The following is an 18962-nucleotide window of genomic DNA, read 5'->3' on the forward strand; positions in this document are numbered from 1 at the left end:
ATTTTATTAATTTAGCAGGATAATAACAATTAAAAACTAGAATAGGTATGAGTCCTTTTTTAATGATGCAGGCTACGGCACAAGCACTTGACGGCATGGAAGCCGGCGGCCAGGTGGAACAAAGTATCAATCTGATTCAGTTGATGTTGAAAGGAGGATGGATAATGATTCCACTGGGTCTGTTGTCCATCGTTTCGGTATATATTTTTTTAGAGCGTTATTTTGCACTTAGACGCGCATCCTCGGAGGATACCGGCTTCATGAATCGTATCAAGGATTACATCCACGATGGCAAAATCGACTCTGCATTGGCGCTCTGCCGTTCAAATAACCATCCCATCTCCCGTATGATTGAGAAAGGTATTTCCCGCATCGGACGGCCATTAAGCGATGTGAATACGGCCATCGAAAATGTAGGTAATATGGAAGTTTCGCGCCTCGAAAAAGGATTGCCCACGCTTGCAACTGTAGCTGGTGGCGCCCCAATGATTGGGTTTCTTGGTACAGTTATTGGTATGATTAAATCATTCTGGGAGATGTCCAACGCAGGAAATAATATCATGGTGGATCAGTTGGCCGGTGGTATATATACAGCGCTTGTAACAACGGTTACCGGTCTGATTGTGGGCATCATTGCTTATTTTGCCTACAATATCCTGGTTGCCCGTGTCGAAAAAGTTGTATTTAAGATGGAGGCACGCACCATGGAGTTTATGGATATCCTGAATGAACCGGTACGCTAAACGAATTTAAAATGGCATTAAAATCCAGAAGTAAAATAAATGCGACATTCAGCATGTCGTCAATGACCGATGTGGTATTCCTTTTGTTGATATTTTTCATGATTACCTCTACGCTGGTCAATCCAAATGCCATCAAGCTGTTGTTGCCCCAAAGCCAGCAGCAGACGGCAGCCAAACCGCTTACCACGGTCTCCATTACCCATGATTTGCGCTACTATGTTGAAACGCGCAGGGTAAACTTCGACCAGATTGAGTCGGCGTTGCGCGACCGCGTTGGAAGTGAAACTGATGTGTACATTTCTCTGCATGTGGACGAGAACGTGCCCATGAAAGAAGTGGTTAAGGTGATGAACATTGCCAAGCAAAACCGTTATAAAATGATTCTGGCCACCAGAGCAAGATGATGATGGAAGAGAACGAAAACAAACGTGATAAAACCATTGGGGTTATTGGAACCACGCTGTTTCATGTGGCGCTTTTGCTGCTGCTGGTCGTGTTGGGGCTGCGCTCCATGCCGCAGGAGGAGGAGGGGATTCTGATTAACTTTGGAGATTCACCTACGGGAATGGGGCCTTCGGAGCCGGTGCGTAACATGCCCACGGCACAGCAAACCACGCCTGCGCCTTCGCGGCCAACACCAACCACTACTCCGCCACCGGCTGCGCCATCCAACCCTCAGCCCGCCCGCGAACGGCTGCTGACTCAGGATACCGAGGCGGCTCCGGCTGTATCGGCAGAGGAGAAAGCCCGCCGGGAAGCAGAGCAGAAACGGGTGGAAGATGAACGTCGCCGCCAGCAGGAGTTGGAGCGTCAGCGTCAGGTAGAAGCTGAACGCCGCCGACAGGAGGAGCTTGAGAAGCAGCGCCAGGCACAGGAGGAACTGCGCCGCCAACAGGAGCAGCAACGACAGGCGCAGGCTGCCAGAGATGCAGCAAGCCGTGCGTTTAGCAATACTTCCGGTTCCGGCCAGTCTGAAGGTGTAACGCAAGGCGCTGGTAATCAAGGGCATCTCACCGGAGATCCCAATGCCACCAGTCGCACAGGAAGTGGTCTGGGACAAAGTGGAAGTTCTTTCAGCCTTTCAGGCCGCAGTTTGTCTGGCGCTCTCCCGCGTCCCGAGTATAACATACAGGAAGAGGGTATTGTAGTGGTAGAGATTACCGTGGACCGTACCGGTGTGGTAACCAACGCACAACCAATTTTGAGGGGTACAACCACACAGAACTCTTATCTGTGGCGGGTAGCAAGAGAAGCAGCCATGAAGGCCCGCTTTAATAGCGACCCCAATTCTCCGGCATTTCAGAAGGGAACTATTACCTATCATTTTGTTTTGCAATAGTGCTTAAAAATAGCCATTAAAGCCCCGGGATGTTTAACGCCCGGGGCTTTTTGTTCATACGTACTTCTACTGCAGATTTGCAACTGTCATCTATCCAACTGTTAGGCTTTTTTTTCTGTGATTACTTTTCTGTTGTGTATAATGAGGCTGTTAATTCCTTGTTAACGTCGCGCTTCTTATATGGAATGAATAAGAATAGAACTATTTTTGAACTTGTATTACTTCTGTATATGAGATAAGTCATGGTGTGTAAATCACTTTGATTCATATCTTTGAGATAGAAGTAGGGCTGCGGAGATTCTGTCTCATTTCGTGTTTTGAATGAAGTGCGGCGAACATTATTCCGATGAATTTCAAATTTAGATGAGGGGTGTTGTGTAAAAGTATGTAACACTTTTTAGTTTTTAGACAGGCAGACTATTTGGTATTCATTTACAAGAATGCCGAAATTATTGAAGTCAAAAAAGTGGTTAAAAAATCTTCAGTTTTAATGATGTTAATATTTGTTAAATACCATTGCAGTCTGCTGTATTTTTGATAAAATTGCAATACTATTTGATGAACGAATCAGATTTGCATGCGAACGGATTATTTGAATGTAAAACGAAAATCGTATAAGGTTTGAGAGTAAAAAAAAATCATCAAAAAGAACTATTTAGAGTTTTATTTGTTTTTAAATAAAATAGGTTTTTCATAATTTTGGGTTAGGGTTAAGGTTAGAAACGGGATGCACCAAACGAGGTGGTCCCGTTTCTGTTTTTTCGTCGGTATCCTTCCGTCTTCTGTTTCTCTTTTTAACAGAACGATGTTTTAATTGCATACACACTCCAAATCTGAAAAGCAATGCTCTATATTCTGATTGCTGTCACTCCTTTTTATATCACCCTTTTCTGGAGCATCGTATTTTTAAGTAAAGGGCCGCTTAAAAGCCCGGCTATATTTGCGCTGGGAGTTTTTATGGTGCTCTCAGCCGGCTTGTATCTCAGCCATTCTCTCTATTTCCTTGGATTTTACAATGCCTACCTTTCGGTGGATGCATTTTATATGTTTGCTGCTCTCTCAGTATATCCCATGTATTTTTGGTATGTAAAAATGTTGACGAGCGAAGCTGAATACAACTATATCAATCTACTCCATTTCATTCCGGCAATAGTTTTATCTATCGCAATGCTTGTGCTGCATCTTGTATCTACTTTTGATGAGCGCATGTCGTATTTCAGAAGAGTGCTAATTGATAATGACTTGTCGGTTGTTGCTGAAAAGGGCAATGCAGGAGCATTGGCCCGGCTTTTTCTAATCAGTCGAATCTATTTCGCTGTTCAGGTTTTTTATTATTTGATACGCGGATATCGGCTGGCCGACAGATACAATGACCGAATTGCAGCATTTTATAGCAACATGCAGCATCGTCAGCTGTTATGGGTTAAACTTCTTAGCCTGATTTTTTTATTCACTTCTGTAAGTAGTTTAATTTTCAATGTCATTGGTCGCGGTATCTTTTTGGAGAACAGAGAGATGTTGTTATTTCCATCTCTGTTATTCAGTGCTTTGTTGTTCATGATTGGCTATCAGGGGAATTTACAGGTGTTTACCATCAAGGACGTGGTGAATGATGAGTCTGATGTGCACCATTATGCTGTGCCGGTAGATGCCCGTGAGATTCTGAAGAAGCGGCTCGTTGAACTGATGGAGAAGGAGCAGCTCTTCTTGCAGCCTGATTTGCGTGTCTCTTTGTTGTGTGAACGGCTGCATACCAATCGGACTTATATTTCCGGTCTAATCAACGACGAGTTTGGCGAGAGTTTCAATGCTTTTGTGAACCGATACCGGGTAAAGTACGTATGCGCAATTATGCAGGAACGCAGATTTGAGTGCAACTATTCCTTAGATTATCTGGCGGCAGAAGCCGGATTTGGGTCGGCCAGCTCTTTTATTCGTTCATTTAAACAACTGGAGGGTGTTACGCCCGGAAAATACATGAAGAGCCTGGGATTGTGATGTTTCAGTATTTGCTCCTTACCATTGTTTCAGATGGTCAATGTGATTCCATTAAAATAGAAATGGCTACCATTTCTGGCAGCCATTCACTCTTTTTATCCCATCAATTATTTATCCTCTGAGTTTGGCGCCTAACTCTTTTTCAAAAGCTTGCACCAATGTCTCCATAATCTTGTCTATCTGTTTGTCGGTAAGTGTTTTTGTTGTGTCCTCCAAAACAAAAGTAACGGCGTATGACTTTTTGCCTGCACCCAGTTTCTCTCCTTCATATACATCAAACAGTGAAATGCTCTTAAGCAGTTTCTTTTCACTCTTTTTTGCTACAGCTTCAATGTCGGCAAATTGTACCGACTGGTCGATAAGCAGAGCCAGGTCACGTCTTACCTCGGGAAAGCGAGACAGTTCTTTGAATTTGATGGTTTGTCTGGCCGATATCTTTATCAGGGCATCGAGGTTGGTCTCCGCAAAAAAGACTGGCTCATCGATGTCGAACTGCTTAAGCAGCTTTTGCTTCACAATACCTATAGTGAAGATGTGCGTGTTTCCATGGTTATAGGTGAGTCCCTCGGACAACAGATCCGGGCTGATACCTTTTGTTTGCCAGGCATCTGATGAGATACCCAGACGAATAAGAATGTTCTCGCAATGACTCTTTAAATCCGCAAAACTCACTTTTTGTGCAGGTGTATTCCAGTTTTCAGGGTAGCGGTTACCGGTGATAAACAGTGCCAGTCGATGCTGCTCTTTGTAGCTTTTTTGTAGCGATTGGTCTGCACCTTCCTTTAAATGGTAGCAGTTACCCATCTCAAAAAGTTTCAAGTTGGGGTTTTGACGATTCCGGTTGTGTCTGATGGTTTCGAGTCCACCAAACAGCAGTGTTTGACGCATCCCGTTTAAATCGCTGCTAAGCGGATTGGCCAGAACCACGGTCTGTGATGCCGGATAGTCAACCGACTCATCGTAATAGGCAGCTTTGGTGAGCGAATTACACATGATTTCCATGAAGCCTGCACCGGTAAGTTGCGCTGCAACGGCATTTCGTATCTCATTTTCATCTGGCTTTGGTGAATAGACAATGGTGGAGTTTAAATTCATCGTCATCTCCACATTGTTGTATCCATAGATGCGAAGAATCTCTTCAATCACATCGGCTTCGCGCTGCACATCAACACGATAGGGAGGCACGGCCAGTTGCAGGCCATCGGCATCTTCCAACACTATACGAATGTCAAGAGCTGTCAATATCCTTTTAATAAGTGCCTGCTCAATATCTTTTCCGATAAGACGTCGGATATTTTTCCAGGTCACCTTCACATCAAAATCGGCAACCGGATTTGGGTAAATGTCGATGATATCAGATGATATTTCGCCGCCGGCAACTTCTTTGATAAGCAGAGCTGCGCGCTTGAGGGCAAAGATGGTCATATTGGGATCAGAACCTCTCTCAAAACGGAAAGAAGCGTCAGTAAACAGTACGTGTCTGCGTGAGGTTTGTCTGATAAAAACAGGGTTGAAGCATGCACTCTCAAGAAATATACGCGTCGTTTTTTCTGTTACGCCACTTTTTATTCCACCAAAAACGCCTGCTATGCACATGCCTTCGTTGGCATTGCAGATCATCAGATCCTGTTCGTTCAATTCTCTCTCTTTTTCATCGAGGGTGACAAATCTGGAACCGGCGGGAAGTGTTTTAACAATCACATGATCACCTGCCACCTGGTCGCCATCAAAGGCGTGCAAGGGCTGGCCGCATTCATGCAGCACAAAGTTTGTTACATCCACCACATTGTTGATGGGCGTCATGCCTATGCTTCTCAGTCGGTTTTTCAACCAGTCGGGCGACTCCTGCACTTTAACCCCTGTAAGAGTAAGGCCGCTGTATCGTGGGCACGCTTCTGCGTTTTCCACGGTTACTTTCAGGGGATAGTTGTTGTTGTCAACTTTAAATGCATCTACCGATGGCCAACTCACTTTTACCGATGGATTGGTGAGTTGAAGAGATGCTGCCAAATCGCGCGCTACGCCAAGGTGCGAGGCGCCGTCGATGCGGTTGGGAGTGATGTCAACTTCAATCATCACATCCGATTCAATATTGAAATACTCGGCGGCAGGCGTACCCACAACAGCCTTGTTGGGCAAAACCATAATGCCATCGTGGCTGGTGCCAAGACCTATTTCATCTTCGGCACATATCATGCCTTCCGACTGTTCGCCACGTATTTTAGCTTTTTTTATTACAAACGGTTCATCGCCACTATAGAGGGTTGTGCCAACGGTGGCAACAACTACTTTCTGGCCTGTCTTTACGTTGGGTGCACCACAAACAATGGGCAATGACTCTCCCGTACCTATATTTACAGTGGTCACACTTAGCTTGTCGGCGTTGGGATGTCTTTCACAGGTGAGCACTTCGCCAATTACAAGGCCTCTCAGTCCGCCTTTTATGGTTTCTACTTCTTCAATGCTGCCCACTTCAAGCCCCAATGAGGTAAGTATTTCTGCAATTTGGGCAGGTGATTTATCTGTATTGATGTAGTTCTTTAGCCAATTGTACGAAATGTCCATGCTTTATGTGATTTTTTCGTTTGTTATTGCGAATGTATTGTTATAGATGTGCGTGCAGATACTGCATCGACTGACAAAAATAGTTAATTTAGTGTGACCGTACTATTTTCCGGCACACCATTTTAGGGCATTACCTTTAAATTTGTCTGCTCGTGGCAGCGTTTTACCACAATCGAGATTGCCAGATGCACGTGTAGTCTGGCGTGACTACATTCGATAGGTTTTGTGCCAGATGGGAAGCATTTGCAGCTGCTATCATGGTATAATCCACAAAAGTCTGACCAAATTGGAATGAAATACCAATATGGATGAAAATAGTGATTTTTAGAACCAGTCACTACCTTTTTACATTGTCCTTTGCGCCTGAATCGTTATCTTTGATTTTTGTAAATTGATGATTTTATGCAGAGAGTAAGTTCAAATCACCGACCCTTGATACTGGTGACAAATGATGATGGTGTGCAGGCCGGTGGTATTAAGGCACTGATTGAAGTGGTTCGCCCATATGGCGATGTGGTAGTAGTGGCACCGGATCAGGCTATGTCGGGGATGTCGCACGCCATAACTGTTAAAGTGCCGTTATACCTGACACACATGCACAGCGAGAAAGGTCTCGAGATATATAAAAGCAACGGAACGCCTGCTGATTGTGTTAAGTTGGCCATTAACTCCTTGCTCGATCGGATGCCCGATTTTGTGGTGTCAGGAATTAACCATGGAACAAACAGCTCCGTGAGTATGCATTATTCAGGTACAGTAGGTGGCGCACGTGAGGGTGTGCTTAATGGAATTCCTTCCATCGCTTATTCTTTGTTGGATTATCATGCCGATGCTGACTTTTCGACTGCCATTCACTTTTGCCGTGAGATATTCAGCACTGTTATCACTCATGGCATTGAAGCAGGTGTGTGCTACAATGTGAATATCCCTCAAGGTAAAGGCATTAAAGGGGTTAAGGTATGCCGACAGGCAAAAGGACGCTGGGTTGAAGAGTTTGATGAGCGCGTTGACCCGCGTGGTCGCACGTACTTTTGGCTTACAGGCCATTTTGAGAACCATGAGCCTGAAGCTACTGACACCGATGAGTGGGCGCTTGAAAATGGATTTGTCTCAATAGTTCCCTGTACCATTGATGCAACGCACTTGCCTTCGGTCGACAGGTTGAAGAACATTGGCTTGGATCGTGTTTCGACACATAACATTATATAAACGAAATGGAGAAGAAAGTCGCTAACAATCTGTGGATTGGACTGATTATAGGATTGGTAATGCCCCTCATCACATCCTATTTAATATATGCAACCAGATATCCTGGAGACGAAACCTACACAGAATTCATTGTGGCAATGATTAAAGTGGAAAGCTTAGGTAAGCTGCTTAGCTTAAGTGTATTGCCCAACTTGCTTTTTTTCTTCCTGGGAATATGGAGCGAGCGTTTACTGGCTGCAAGAGGCGTTTTGATAGCCACAGTATTATATACATTGGCTTCGGTGGCAATGTTTCTTATGAAATAGTTTGGCAATGCCCGGAATATAGACAGATTCCATTTTGATTTATACCGTTATTTGCCTGGGCAAGGCTATTGGCAATGGGTTTGATGTTGAAATAGGTTGATTTTCATCCGAAAAATTTATCATTTCACGGCACGGAATAGATTATTTATATCCGTTCTGAGTTTAAAGATTCGGGCGTCTTATATCGGTAATTGCAAGCGTTGAGCCATGTGTGGCCAACGCGTATAAATAATCATCATCATAAATATAATAACGATAGAGTGAAGTACTATTTAATAGCCGGTGAGGCATCAGGCGATTTGCATGCCTCCAATCTGATGCGGGCAATAAAAAAGTTGGATCCAATGGCACATTTTCGCTATTGGGGTGGAGACCTGATGGCTGCCCAGGGGGGACAACTTGTGAAGCATTACCGAGACACTGCATTTATGGGTGTTTTTGAGGTGGTGAAGAATCTGCCGGCTATTTTCAGGAACTTCAGATTGTGTGAATCCGATATTCAATCGTATAATCCGGACGTGGTGATTATGGTTGATTATCCTGGCTTTAACCTCCGCATGGCCAGGTTTGCCAAGAAGTCGGGATACAGGGTGTTTTATTATATTGCACCCAAAGTATGGGCATGGAACAGACGGCGTGTGCATAAAATCAGAAAGTATGTTGATAAGGTTTTTACCATACTGCCTTTTGAGACCGAATTTTATGCCAAATACAATGTGCCTGTTACATATTCCGGAAATCCATTGCTCGATGCCATACACAACCGCCCCCGCAAAGAGGAGTCCTTCGATGGTTTTAGTGTGCGCAACAATCTTAGCGGACAACCCATCATAGCTCTTTTAGCCGGAAGCCGTCATCAGGAGATCTCTCGTTTGCTTCCCGATATGCTGGCCATGCGTTCCCATTTTCCCAATCATCAGTTTGTGATTGCCGGAGCACCATCTTTTAATGAGAACGATTATGCCCCCTATCTGGAAGGTACAGATGGCGTTAAAGTGGTATTCAATGAGACCTACAGCTTGTTGCAACATGCCCATGCTGCCATGGTAACTTCCGGAACGGCCACGCTCGAAGCGGCCCTGTTGCGCTGTCCACAGGTGGTCTGCTATAAAATGTGGGGAGGTAGTTTCACCGATTTTATGTCCAAAAAAGTCATCATCAAAGTACCATATATTTCGCTCGTGAACCTGATAATGAACCGGGAGGTGGTGAAGGAACTTTTCCAGAGTACATTTTCGCTTGATGCATTAAAGGATGAGGTGTCAAAACTCTGTTATAACGAGGAGTATCGCAGGCTTATGCTGAAGGGGTACGATGAATTAGGTTATATTATGGGCGGCCCGGGTAGCAGCGAGCGCACGGCACAAGCCATGTGGGACGCTCTCACAGGTAGATGACGGCGTTTCCGTAAAAGTAGAATTTCAGAATTAATACGAAGATTATGGTGGCATTGTGGAAAAGAGAGGTTATGGCATTTTTTAGTTCGGTAACCGGATATCTGGTGGCCGGCGTTTTTTTGCTGATGACTGCACTGTTTCTTTGGATTATCCCGGGAAACCTTAACATCCCCTTTGGAGGATATGCCACGCTGGACTCCTTATTCTGGATAGCGCCCTGGTTGTATCTTTTTTTGGTGCCCGCTGTTACAATGAGACTGCTGGCGGATGAAAAGAGGAGCGGTACCATTGAATTGCTGCTCACGAATCCTATTACCGACTGGCAGCTGGTATTTGGTAAGTATCTGGCAGGTGTTACCCTGGTGGTAATATCCCTATTGCCAACGCTGGTCTATTTCTATTCTGTTAACCAGTTGTCTCAACCGGTTGGAAATATTGATCATGGCGCCATCTGGGGCTCATACATCGGATTGGTATTGCTTGCTGGTGTATATGTGGCCATTGGTCTCTTTGCTTCTTCGTTAACTGACAATCAGATTGTGGCTTTTGTGTTGGCCGTAGTGGTGTGTTACTTCTTTTACAGTGGTTTTCAGGCGTTGGCGGCAATGCCAGCTTTACGTTTTATGAGTGCTTTTCTGGTCACACTGGGTATTGATGAACATTATCAATCCATTAGTCGTGGAGTAGTGGATTCGCGCGACCTCTTTTACTTTGCCGGAGTTATTATTTTTTTTCTGGCACTTACGCGAACTGTTATTGGCACTCGCAAATGGTAAACGAGGACCGTTTTTTTTCGATGAATAATTAAAGTAAAAGATAATGCTAAAGAACAGGGCTGTGAAAAGAGATTTAATACAACTGGCTATTGTGTTGGTTGTTATTGTGTTGGTTAATCTGGTCTCTACCAGATGGTTTTTCCGTATCGATTTAACGGCAGAAAAAAGATACACCCTGGCTCCTGTAACCCGTTCTTTTTTGCGCAACCTCGATCATGATGTGATGGTCAAAGTTTTTCTGGCAGGCGACCTCAATGTTGGCTTCCAACGATTGGCTCGAGCCACAAAAGAGACTATGGACGAGTTCAGACTGGTGTCGCGCGGAGCATTTATGTATGAGTTTATTGATCCGGCAGCCAATTCTCAGGCACTCGATGAGTTGCGTGAGTATGGTCTTCGACCCATACCTGTTTTTGAAGCGGCTGCTGATGGTCGCCAGATTCAGTCCAATGTATATCCGTATGCCATTCTTCATATCGATGGTTATGAGATAGCCATCAACCTGCTAGAAAACATGCCCGGCCGCTCCGGCGCTGAGAATCTAAATATTTCGATGGAGTCGCTTGAGTATAAAGTTACCGATGCCATGCGCCGATTGTTGATTGATGAGGTCCCGGCAATCGCTTTTTTGGAAGGGCACGGTGAGTTGGACGAGCTCGATGTGTGGGACATCACCGATGCGCTCTCTCATTACTACCAGGTTGATCGTGGCGTTTTAACGGATGATCCTTTCGTTCTTGATAATTATCAGGCACTCATCATAGCCAAACCACAAGAGCAGTTCTCTCAAAAGGATAAATTTATCATTGACCAGTATATTATGCGCGGTGGTAAGGTGCTCTGGTTACTGGATGCTGTTAATGTAACCCTCGATAGCCTTCGCCGCACCACACAAACGGTGGGATTGGCTTCCGATTTTAACCTTTCTGACCAGTTGTTTCGCTACGGCGTACGCATAAACCATGAACTTTTGCAGGATATTCAGGCTGCCATGATTCCGATCAATGTGGCCCGCCAGGGTGAGCAGCCTCAGATGGTGCCTGTCCCATGGCTTTTCAATCCATTACTTAACATTAGTATGGAGCATCCTGTAACGCGCAATCTGAATGTGGTGCGGGGTGAGTTTGTCAGCAGTGTAGATACTGTTGGCAATCTGGAAGGAATACGTCGCGACGTGCTGCTGCGTACAGGACGTTTTACGCGTCGGAATCCGGTTCCTGTTTTTATCACTTTGGCGCTGGTTAATGAACAGCCGCTGCGCGAAGATTTTACAAGCTCATTTATTCCGGTAGCTGTGTCTATGGAAGGCCAGTTTCCATCTGCATTCACCAACCGTCCTGTGCCGCCGGGAGTAAATATCCGACCCGAGAAAATCCTTCACCAGAGCAAGCAAACGCGAATGATAGTGGTAGCCGATGGAGACATCATACGCAACGATGTCCGGCTTCGTCATGGAGCTTCACCTCAGCCACTCCCACTGGGTTTTGATGAGGTGAGTAATCAAACGTTTGGTAACAAACAGTTTGTGCTCAATGCGGTTAACTATCTCACTGATGATGAAGGATGGATGTTGTTGCGAAATCGTAATTATGAGTTGCGCCTGCTCGATCGTGAAAAGCTTTCATCGCAAATCACATACTGGAAAGTTTTAAATGTTTCGTTGCCTTTGTTTTTTTTATTGCTGTTGGGTTTAACACTCCCATTGTGGCGTAAATACAGATATGGCAGACAACGAACAAAGTAATTTACTGAAGCAGAAAAAGTTTTTTCAACCGCAGATGTAAGCGTTCAATTTTTCATTACTGGGCGCGCTGCACAAATCCGAAATTTCGTATCTTCGGGAACTTTTGCGTTGTGAGTTGTTAGGTGTAATAGCTTTTTTTTCAACAGATTTGGTTGTTGGCGTATTGCAAATGTCATTGCTGGCATCTCGCAAAGTTTCGCTAAAAAATAGCAGGTATTGATGTCGTAATTTATTGATAATTCATATATTTGGATTGAAACTTAAAAAATTGAGATAATGAAATTTGTAGTATCCAGTTCTGAACTGCTGTCTCATTTGCAGGCCATCAGCAGGGCAATTTCTTCAAAAAGCCAGCTTCCGGTACTTGATTGTTTTCTGTTCGACCTGAAAGGGACAACTCTAAGCATTACAGCATCCGACCTGGAGGTAACGATGACCACCTCCATGGAAACAGACAGCAACGATGGAGACGGAAAAGTGGCTCTGCCTTCCAAAATGTTGCTGGAGATACTTAAAAAACTGCCTGAGCAGCCTTTAACCATCGATGTGTCGATGAGCAGTCTGGTGGTTGACATTATTTCTGAGAAGGGAAAGTACAATTTTGTGGCTCAGGCTGGCGAGGATTACCCTGTTATTCCCGGTATAGACGAGGATAAAGCAAGTAAATTGCAGGTTCCCACATCGCTGTTACTTACCGGCATCACCAAAACGCTTTTCGCCACTGCAGATGATGAACTGCGCCCGGTAATGAATGGTATTCTTTTTGAGTTTTCGCCCAACAACCTGACTTTTGTGGCATCAGATTCTCACAAACTCGTGAGATACCAGCGTTTGGACGCAAGAAGCGATTTTGAGGCCTCTTTTATCCTTCCCAAAAAGCCTGCAGGACTTCTAAAAAATGTGTTGCCACGAGAAAGTGGTGATGTGGTGATTGAGTTTGACCATAAGAATGCATTCTTCAATCTTCCAAATTATAAGTTGGTTTGCCGTCTGGTTGAGGGCAATTATCCTACCTATAATGCTGTTATCCCACAGGGCAATCCCAACAAGGCAATTGTAGATCGTGTAGATTTGGCCAACACACTGAGCCGGGTTTCAATTTTCTCCAATCAGGCCTCAAACCTGGTGAAGTTACATTTAAGCAACGACGAGATGGTGGTTTCAGCTCAGGATATCGACTTTTCGCTTTCTGGTTTTGAGAAACTTAAGTGTCAGTATGAGGGCGATGAGATGGAGATAGGTTTTAAATCGGTCTTTCTTTCTGATATTCTTGAGAATATTTCATCAGGCGATATTATAATTGAGTTGTCTGACCCATCAAGGGCTGCCATTGTTCTGCCGTTTGATAAAAATGAGGACGAGGACGAGCTTATGCTTATTATGCCCATGATGATTAACGCTTAAGGATTTTGTTATCGCACTACAATTTTGATGGGTACTAAACTGTTGCTCTTCTGTATGGATGTGCTTTTCAGGTATTGCATCAGATATTAAGCGACACATTGACAACTAATGAAACTGAATCTTCAGCACGAAGAATATCCAGTTACGAATTTTGATAGCATCAGGAAAGCCGGCTTTATGCCGGTTTTTTTTTGTGCCATGCTGAGGTGTTTTTTCCCCAAGTGACAGACCTTCTTGGTAGGGCGGTTATATATTTCTAAAAAATTTATGACTATAATTTGCAGTCTTTTGAAAAAAAATTAATAAATTCGCTTATCTTTAATCAAAAATAAAACAAAGGTTTTTGTGTTTATAATATAAAGTCACAGATGAGGTATTTAAAATTTTTATGTTTGGTTGTTATATTGTCTGGTATAACCGCTATACAGGCAACAGCGCAGCAACAAGGTAATATAGTTGAGTATTTTGGTAAGGAGCGGATTGAAACAACGGATGAAGGTGATGTATTTCATATTTTCACCAATGGATTCATCCTTGAAGGCGCGTCTCGTGGGGGCGTTTTGTTTAGCAGTCAGGATATTGTGGCATGGCAGTATGCTACAAATAAATTCTTTTCACCTACTGTGAAAACGGAGTTAACTGAATCATTTCCTGATGCTGAACTGACAATGGCTTGGAGGCCCATCGAGGCAGACTCTGCTCAACGGTTTATTGGTCGTGAGTTAAGAAACGCACATCTGTACACCTCATTTGAGGCGCCTGAAGAGCGTGTGGTATTGCTCGAAGCCAAAGGCCATACGCGGGTTTATATAAATGGATTACCTCAAGAGGGTGATCATTATGATTTTGGTTATACGCTCATTCCCTTTAAGATGAAGAAAGGGGTGAATGAGTTTGTTTATACACCCGGACGTTTTGGGCGGGTCACATCACGACTTGTCATGCCTAATAAACCGGTGAGTTTCACAAGTAGAGATATGACACTTCCGGATTTGATAATTGGCGAGTCGGGTACAAAATGGGGTGCTATCCGAATCATCAATGCATCAGAGGCAGACCTTAAAAACCTTGTTATACGTTGTGTTCTTGAGAGTGGCGAAACAGCCGAATTTGCAACAGATGAGGTGATGCCAATGGCCGTTCGTAAAGTGAAATTTCAGATTCCTGCCATCGCAACAATTCAGCAAGATGGAAAGGTTAATGCAACACTTTACCTGCGCGACAGAAATGGGAGAGAGTTGGATCGGACTACCATCACGTTGGAACAGCGAGATGCTTCCGTACATCATGAACGCACTTTTATTAGCAATATCGACAACAGCGTGCAATATTACAGCGTGGCACCATCAACCAGTAGTTCTGAAGGACAGGCTTTGGTATTGACTGTTCATGGCGCTTCGGTAGAGGCTCGTAATCAGGCACGGGCTTATCAGAAAAAGGATTGGGCACACATTATTGCACCAACCAACCGACGTCCATTTGGCTTCAACTGGGAAGAGTGGGGAAGGGTGGATGCAATGGAGGTTCTGGAAGATGCCCGCAAAGTATTTCAAACAGATCCTCATAAGACTTATCTCACTGGCCATTCGATGGGAGGGCATGGTACTTGGTATTTGGGAGTGACCTATCCCGATATGTTTGCGGCCATTGCGCCTTGTGCCTCGTATCCCGACATTATTGGGTATGGCCGGCGGGGCAATAACAGCGCTATGGAGGCGCACCCGCATTATGAGAACATTCGCCGTGCTGCCAATGCAGGACGCGTGTTGGATTTAAAGCGTAACTATCTGCAATCGGGAATTTATGTTTTGCATGGCGATGCTGATGTGGTGGTGAGTGTGGAGCAGGCGCGCATGATGCGCCAGGTGCTTGGTGAGTTTCATCCCAACTTCTGTTATTATGAGTATCCCGGAGGTTCGCACTGGTATGGCGATCACAGTGTGGATTGGTTTCCCATCTTCGATTATTTTAAATGGCACTCCATCCCTGCCAACAAAAATGTTAAACATATTGAATTTCATACGGCATCACCTGCCATATCAGCAAGTAATCACTGGGTGAGAATTGAACAACAGGAGCGTTCATGGGATTTTTCCAACGTGATTTTTGATATTAAAGGTGATACCATTCAGGGTGAATTAGAAAATGTGAGCATTTTCGCCTTGAAACTATCAGAACTGACTTTTGAGTCAAATCCGCTTTTGGTTCTGGAAAATCAAACCATTCAATTGGCCAACGGCCAGGATGTGATATTGCGCAAAACAGATAAAGGCTGGAAGATTATTGACAGAATCAATACAAATGAGAAGTACTCTGTGAGGCATGGCGGCTTTAAACAGGCATTTGACAACCGGATGGTATTTGTTTATGCTACCGGTGGTAGTCGTGAGGAAAATGAGTGGTATCGCAACAAGGCACGTTTTGACGCTGAAACATGGCTTTATCGTGGCAACGGTTCTGTGGATGTTATCTCTGACCGTGACTTCAGACCTGCCGATTATAAGGATCGCAACGTGATTTTGTATGGAAATGCAACCAATAACAGGGCGTGGCGTCAATTATTAGGAAAAGCGCCCATTCAGGTGCGCAAAGGAGAGATTCGATTTGGCAGTGAAGTGTTTAAGGGCGATGATTTGGGAGCTTATTTTATCTATCCACGTCCTGATAGTGAAACTGCCAGCGTTGGTGTGATTGCCGGTACTGGATTAACCGGCATGAAAGCCACATTTGCCAACAACTACTTTTCAGGAATTACCGGTTTTCCGGATGTGCTTGTTTTCTCTGCCGATATGCTTAAGGACGGTATAGAGGGTGTTAAAGTTTCCGGATTTTTTGGAAACGACTGGAGTGTAATTAATGCAGATTTTTTCAAATAGTTTTAGGTTTAGGTTTAGTTTTTATTTGGGACAGGAAGGTTGTCATCTGGTAAAACAGATGACAGCCTTTTTAATTTTATAAACAGCCTAAAAGCGTATATTTGTAAAGTTTTTGCAATGCAATTCATTGCCCTTGATAATGTGTTAGATGATTGCGTTGTATTTGTTTATTTCAGACAGGTAATAGAGATGTCATCAGAAAAGAAAAAGGTTGTTATTGGTTTGTCAGGTGGGGTTGATTCCAGCATCGCAGCTTATGTCTTAAAGGAGCAGGGGTACGATGTTATCGGGCTTTTTATGAAAAACTGGCACGATACCACCGGAGTGCTTAAGGCTGATTGTCCGTGGCTCGATGATAAGTTTGATGCCGAGGCCGTGGCACGTAAGCTCAACATCCCTTTTCACATGGTTGACTTGAGCGTACAATATCGTGCACGGGTGGTTGATTATATGTTCTCTGAATATGAAAAGGGACGAACGCCAAACCCCGATGTGCTCTGTAACAGGGAGATAAAGTTTGATGTGTTTCTTGATGAGGCCATGCGCCTTGGTGCCGACTATGTGGCTACCGGTCACTATTGTCGGCGTGAGGAGATTGTGGTGGAGGGAAAGCCTGTTTATCGCTTGTTGGCAGGTTCTGATCCCAATAAAGATCAAAGCTATTTTTTGTGTCAGCTATCGCAGAAGCAGTTGGAGAAATCACTGTTTCCAATTGGAGACCTGCAGAAATCCGAAGTACGCCGCATTGCGGGAGAGTTAAAATTGGTAACAGCGCATAAAAAGGACTCTCAAGGGATCTGTTTTGTGGGGAAGGTCGATCTTCCGGTTTTTCTGCAACAGCAACTCTCAGCCAAAGCTGGTCGTGTGTTTTTGATACCCGATGAGAGTGAAGTGTTTGCGCGCGACTGGCAGGTGGCTAAAGAAAATCCGTCCGACGAAGTGCTGGCGCAGCTATCGCAAGGTTTTGCGCTTCATCCAAAACACGGAAAGAAGATTGGTGACCACAACGGGGCGCACTTTTATACCATTGGTCAGCGTAAAGGCTTGAATATCGGTGGGTTTCCGGAGCCACTATTTGTCATCGGTATAAATGTTGAATACAATCAGGTGTATGTGGGCATGGGGCAGGAGCACCCGGGTCTATATCGTTCGGTTTTAAAAGTGGCAAATGATGAAGTACATTGGGTACGACCCGATTTAGCACTTCAAATAGGTGAGCAATGCAGGTTTAACGTTCGAATCAGATACCGGCAGCCTTTGCAGGGTGCTGTGGTTCATAAGCGTGAAAATGGCTTGTTTATCGTTTTTGATGAGCCACAGCGAGGCATCACAGCAGGTCAGTTCGCGGCCTGGTATACCAACGATGAGTTGGTTGGTTCGGGTGTTATATCTTAGAAATAGCTTGCTATTGAAATATGCCCCATGTGGATGATTAATAGTGGCTATTGTTTGATTTTCCTGCTATCTTACATCAAATAGTTATGAAGAATTACGATCCATATATGCACACGGCCGAGCACATTCTGAATCAAACAATGGTTCGGATGTTTGCGTGTGAGCGCTCTTTCTCAAATCATCTGGAAAAGAAAAAGTCAAAGTGCGACTATCATTTTGAACGTGCTCTAACCGAAAGTGAGGAGATTGAGTTGCAGTTGAGAGTGAATGAGCAGATATTAAAAAATCTGGAGGTTTCTGAACGTATCGTCAGTAGAGAAGAAGCTGCATCCATGTTTAATCTGAGCAATTTGCCCGATGCCTCCGGCGAAACAGTCAGGCTTGTGAGCGTAGGGGATTATGATGTATGTCCGTGCATTGGCCACCATGTATCCAACACATCTGAAATCGGTGCTTTCGTGATTGGCTCTACAACATTTGAGGATGGGGTATTACGCATCCGGTTTAAACTCAAAAGATAGCCTGTTTATGCAGCTTATAGGCCTTTTATCAGATACGCATGGGTATTTAAACCCATCGTTATATGATTTTTTTAAGGATGTGGATCAAATATGGCATGCAGGTGATATTGGTTCAGAGGATGTACTCGACAAACTGGAAGCCTTTAAACCCGTGCGTGCCGTTTATGGCAATATTGATGGAGCCACAATTCGGCGCAGATTAAAGGAGACCCAACGTTTCAATTGCGAGGGCGTGGATGTGATGCTTACCCATATTGGAGGTTATCCAGGTAAGTATGCCGTGCAGATTAAGAGAGAAATATATGCCAACCCTCCCAAACTATTCATTTGTGGCCACAGTCACATACTTAAAGTTATCAATGACAAAGCACTTGGCCTTTTGCATATCAATCCGGGAGCAGCGGGTAAGTATGGGTTTCATCTGGTGAGCACAGCAATCCGTTTCTCCATTCACAATGGTGATATCACCGGACTTGAAGTCATTGAGTTGGGCTCGAAAAGCTGATATTCATTTTAAGTCTTTTTTTCTCATAATTATTATCTTACATCACTTAGGTCAACATGTTTTTTGGAGCTCTTATTGAACTTCCGGATTGTTTTTTTTGTTCATCAGCGATTTTGTATGTCAGTAAAAAAAGTAGTTTGATGTTGTTTTTTTTAATATTTTTAGTCTACTGCTTGTAACATGAT

At 44.2% G+C, this 18962-nt stretch carries 15 protein-coding genes; 14 read left to right on the forward strand and 1 reads right to left on the reverse strand.

The genetic code is table 11. The features are described 5' to 3' along the window. Positions 1-47: 47 nt before the first annotated feature. The 4 genes from ALKIM_RS0113690 to ALKIM_RS0113705 all read left to right on the forward strand — a co-directional run bounded on the left by ALKIM_RS0113690 (position 48) and on the right by ALKIM_RS0113705 (position 4080). The gene (locus ALKIM_RS0113690) at positions 48-743 is read left to right on the forward strand and encodes a MotA/TolQ/ExbB proton channel family protein (RefSeq protein ID WP_026475136.1); all 696 of its coding nucleotides are present in this window, start codon (positions 48-50) and stop codon (positions 741-743) included. 11 nt (positions 744-754) lie between these two features. Then, positions 755-1147 (forward strand): ExbD/TolR family protein, encoded by a 393-nt coding sequence (locus ALKIM_RS0113695; RefSeq protein WP_026475137.1) that lies wholly within the window; start codon positions 755-757, stop codon positions 1145-1147. Between the two features lie 2 nt (positions 1148-1149). Continuing rightward, positions 1150-2082, forward strand: a complete 933-nt coding sequence (locus ALKIM_RS0113700) for an energy transducer TonB family protein (RefSeq protein WP_044118323.1) — start codon at positions 1150-1152, stop codon at positions 2080-2082. Positions 2083-2925: 843 nt separating this feature from the next. Further along, positions 2926-4080, forward strand: a complete 1155-nt coding sequence (locus ALKIM_RS0113705; RefSeq protein ID WP_026475139.1) for a helix-turn-helix domain-containing protein — start codon at positions 2926-2928, stop codon at positions 4078-4080. A 111-nt stretch (positions 4081-4191) separates the two neighbouring features. On the opposite strand, the gene pheT is transcribed toward ALKIM_RS0113705, so the two are convergent. Beyond that, positions 4192-6645, reverse strand: a complete 2454-nt coding sequence (pheT, locus tag ALKIM_RS0113710) for a phenylalanine--tRNA ligase subunit beta (protein ID WP_026475140.1) — start codon at positions 6643-6645, stop codon at positions 4192-4194. A 402-nt stretch (positions 6646-7047) separates the two neighbouring features. Here pheT and surE point away from each other — a divergent pair, with 402 nt between their 5' ends. From surE to ALKIM_RS0113760, 10 genes are all read left to right on the forward strand, one after another. Next, positions 7048-7854, forward strand: a complete 807-nt coding sequence (gene surE, locus ALKIM_RS0113715) for a 5'/3'-nucleotidase SurE (protein WP_026475141.1) — start codon at positions 7048-7050, stop codon at positions 7852-7854. A gap of 5 nt (positions 7855-7859) precedes the next feature. Continuing rightward, positions 7860-8159 (forward strand): hypothetical protein, encoded by a 300-nt coding sequence (locus ALKIM_RS0113720; protein ID WP_026475142.1) that lies wholly within the window; start codon positions 7860-7862, stop codon positions 8157-8159. A 260-nt stretch (positions 8160-8419) separates the two neighbouring features. Then, positions 8420-9556 (forward strand): lipid-A-disaccharide synthase, encoded by a 1137-nt coding sequence (gene lpxB, locus ALKIM_RS0113725; protein WP_026475143.1) that lies wholly within the window; start codon positions 8420-8422, stop codon positions 9554-9556. A 44-nt stretch (positions 9557-9600) separates the two neighbouring features. Continuing rightward, a complete protein-coding gene (gene gldF / locus ALKIM_RS0113730) occupies positions 9601-10332 on the forward strand; it encodes a gliding motility-associated ABC transporter permease subunit GldF (RefSeq protein ID WP_026475144.1) in 732 nt (243 codons plus the stop codon). Positions 10333-10375: 43 nt separating this feature from the next. Continuing rightward, complete coding sequence (gene gldG / locus ALKIM_RS0113735; RefSeq protein ID WP_044117960.1) at positions 10376-12076, forward strand: gliding motility-associated ABC transporter substrate-binding protein GldG; 1701 nt, start codon at positions 10376-10378, stop codon at positions 12074-12076. A gap of 276 nt (positions 12077-12352) precedes the next feature. Next, positions 12353-13480 (forward strand): DNA polymerase III subunit beta, encoded by a 1128-nt coding sequence (gene dnaN / locus ALKIM_RS0113740; protein WP_026475146.1) that lies wholly within the window; start codon positions 12353-12355, stop codon positions 13478-13480. A gap of 368 nt (positions 13481-13848) precedes the next feature. Further along, positions 13849-16356, forward strand: a complete 2508-nt coding sequence (locus tag ALKIM_RS0113745; RefSeq protein ID WP_044117961.1) for a carboxylesterase family protein — start codon at positions 13849-13851, stop codon at positions 16354-16356. A gap of 117 nt (positions 16357-16473) precedes the next feature. Next, positions 16474-17751, forward strand: a complete 1278-nt coding sequence (gene mnmA, locus ALKIM_RS0113750; RefSeq protein ID WP_235714417.1) for a tRNA 2-thiouridine(34) synthase MnmA — start codon at positions 16474-16476, stop codon at positions 17749-17751. An 86-nt stretch (positions 17752-17837) separates the two neighbouring features. Continuing rightward, a complete protein-coding gene (locus tag ALKIM_RS0113755) occupies positions 17838-18272 on the forward strand; it encodes an alanyl-tRNA editing protein (RefSeq protein WP_044117962.1) in 435 nt (144 codons plus the stop codon). Continuing rightward, complete coding sequence (locus tag ALKIM_RS0113760) at positions 18235-18777, forward strand: metallophosphoesterase family protein (protein WP_235714418.1); 543 nt, start codon at positions 18235-18237, stop codon at positions 18775-18777. The genes ALKIM_RS0113755 and ALKIM_RS0113760 overlap by 38 nt, the downstream gene beginning before the upstream one ends. The last annotated feature ends 185 nt before the right edge of the window (positions 18778-18962 follow it).

Source organism: Alkaliflexus imshenetskii DSM 15055 (assembly GCF_000517065.1).
Classification (GTDB): Bacteria; Bacteroidota; Bacteroidia; order Bacteroidales; family Marinilabiliaceae; genus Alkaliflexus; species Alkaliflexus imshenetskii.